Origin of the sequence: Ornithinibacter sp. (assembly GCF_035443565.1) — a bacterium.
Classification (GTDB): domain Bacteria; phylum Actinomycetota; class Actinomycetes; order Actinomycetales; family Dermatophilaceae; genus Fodinibacter.
The window spans coordinates 1-2,323 of the sequence record NZ_DAORSO010000177.1 but is presented as its reverse complement, the minus strand read 5'-3'; the positions used below and the strand labels follow the sequence as shown (position 1 = coordinate 2,323).

At 71.3% G+C, this 2,323-nt stretch carries 3 protein-coding genes; 2 read left to right on the top strand and 1 reads right to left on the bottom strand.

The features are described 5' to 3' along the window. On the top strand, positions 1-874 hold an 874-nt coding region (locus PLL68_RS12860), incomplete at its 5' end, for a threonine/serine exporter family protein (RefSeq protein ID WP_324534685.1). Here the strand turns inward: PLL68_RS12860 and PLL68_RS12855 are convergent. Next, the gene (locus PLL68_RS12855) at positions 855-1,271 is read right to left on the bottom strand and encodes an META domain-containing protein (protein WP_324534683.1); all 417 of its coding nucleotides are present in this window, start codon (positions 1,269-1,271) and stop codon (positions 855-857) included. The two genes, PLL68_RS12860 and PLL68_RS12855, sit on opposite strands and share 20 nt — an antisense overlap. Before the next feature lie 151 nt (positions 1,272-1,422). On the opposite strand from PLL68_RS12855, the gene PLL68_RS12850 reads away from it, so the two are divergent. Further along, positions 1,423-2,310, top strand: a complete 888-nt coding sequence (locus PLL68_RS12850) for a fructose bisphosphate aldolase (RefSeq protein ID WP_324534681.1) — start codon at positions 1,423-1,425, stop codon at positions 2,308-2,310. The last annotated feature ends 13 nt before the right edge of the window (positions 2,311-2,323 follow it).

The window sequence follows — 2,323 nt, the reverse complement described above, 5'->3', positions numbered from 1 at the left end:
CGGGATCGCCCTCATCCTGCGCGGGAGCTGGGTCGACGTCGCGGTGGCGACCGGTCTCGGCCTGCTCGTGGGAGTCGTCGAGGTCGCGGTGCGACGGTTCGCCCCATCCTTCGGGGTGTTCCTTCCGGTGGCCGCTGCCTTCGGCGTGGCCCTGGCGGTCTTCCTGCTCGTCGACGTGCTCCCCGAGCTCTCGGTGACGACCCCACTCATCGCCCCTCTCGTGATCTTCCTGCCCGGGGCGCTGCTGACGACCGCGGTCATCGAGCTGTCGACCGGGCAGATGATCTCCGGGTCGGGCCGCCTCAGCGCGGGGGTGATGAGGCTGGTCCTGCTCGCGGCGGGAATCGTCGGTGCTGCCGCCGTCGCGGGGGTGCCCACCGTGTCGGTCACCCAGCTGGCGGCGGATCCGGTGCCGGCCTGGGCACCGTGGATCGGCGTGGTCCTGTTCGGGGTCGGCGTGGTGGTGCACGAGTGCGCCCGGCCGCGGTCCGCCGCATGGATCATCCTCGTCCTCTACGTCGCGTACGCCGCGCAGGTGCTCAGCGGGCTCCTCCTCGGCGGGCTCGTCCTCGGCGGGGTGCTGTCCGCGTTCGTCGGGGCGCTCGTGATGACCCCGGTCGCGGTCTGGGCCGCGCGGCATCCGAGCGGTCCACCGGCTTTGGTGTCCTTCATGCCCGCGTTCTGGCTGCTCGTCCCGGGCGCGCTCGGCCTGCTGGGGATCACGAAGTACCTCGGCGAGGACCGCGTCTACGGCGCGGCGTCGCTGACGACGGCGGGCGCGACGATGGTCGCCATCGCCCTCGGCGTGCTGCTCGGGCTGACCGCCGCGTCGGCGCTGGCGGACCGGGAGGGGCCTAGTTCTCGGACAGCGTGATGCCGGTGGTGTCGTCACCCAGGGTCAGCGTCTCGCCGTCGACCGCGAGTGCCGGCGAGGAGGTGAGGAACTCGCTGAGCCACTGGTCCTGGTCCATGAGTGCCTCGTCGCAGGCCATCATCGTCATCGCCAGCGGCCCGGCGACCTGGAGGGTGTCGCCGTCCCAGGTCGCGGCTCCGTTCATGGTGTTGCACCCGGCGTTCGCGGAGATGCGGCCGTCCTCGAAGGACAGCGCGACCTTGCTGCCCTCGACGAGGTCGTGGCCCCGCACCTCGGTGGAGGTGAACGAGCGACCGGCGAGGTCGACGGACTCGCTCCCGCACCCGCCGAGCACCAGGCCGGCGCCGAGGAGGGCCGTGACGGCGAGGGATCGGGAGATGTGGGTGCTGCGGCGCATGGGTCCTCCTGGTCGGTGGGCGACACCCTATCGCCGGCCCCAGTGATCCCGGCACCCCACACGGTTCGGGTGTGACGGGTCGCTCCCCCGGAGCCCTTGACGCGGCCCTGACGGCGGCGTAGGACGGAGGTGACCCGAGGAAGTGGCGCCCGTGAACACCGACCAGCTCGACCGGATCCGCACCGCACGTGGTTTCATCGCCGCGTTGGACCAGAGCGGCGGCAGCACGCCGAAGGCCCTGCGGCTCTACGGCATCGACGACACGGCGTACGCCACCGAAGCAGAGATGTTCGACCTCGTCCACGCGATGCGCACCCGCATCATCACCAGTCCCGCCTTCACCGGGGAGCGGATCCTCGGCGCGATCCTCTTCGAGATGACGATGGACCGCGAGATCCTCGGCAAGGGGTCGGCTGAGTACCTGTGGCAGGACAAGCACGTCGTGCCCTTCCTCAAGGTGGACCGGGGCCTGGCCGACGAGGCCGACGGGGTGCGGCTGATGAAGCCGATGCCAGGCCTGGATGCCGTGCTCGCACGGGCGGTGGGACACGGCGTGTTCGGGACCAAGATGCGCTCGGTCATCGCGTGGGCGAACGAGCGCGGTGTGACCGCGGTCGTGGCCCAGCAGTTCGAGGTCGGTCGCTCGATCCTCGCCGCGGGGCTCGTCCCGATCATCGAACCCGAGGTCGACATCGCCAGCCCACAGAAGGCTGCGGCCGAAGCCCTGCTCCACGCGGCCCTGGTGGACGAGATCGGTGCACTGGATGCCGACCAGCAGGTCATGCTCAAGCTCACCCTGCCCGAGGAGGACGACCTGTACGCCGACCTCGTGGCGCACCCGAACGTGCTGCGCGTCGCCGCCCTCTCCGGCGGGTACACGCGCGACGAGGCCACCGAGCGGCTGGCCCGCAACCACGGCGTCATCGCGAGCTTCTCCCGGGCCCTGACCCAGGGCCTCACGGCCCAGCAGGGCCAGGCCGACTTCGACGCCGCGCTCGACGCGTCGATCGAGAGCATCTACCGGGCGTCGATCACGTGACCCGTGCGGTGGG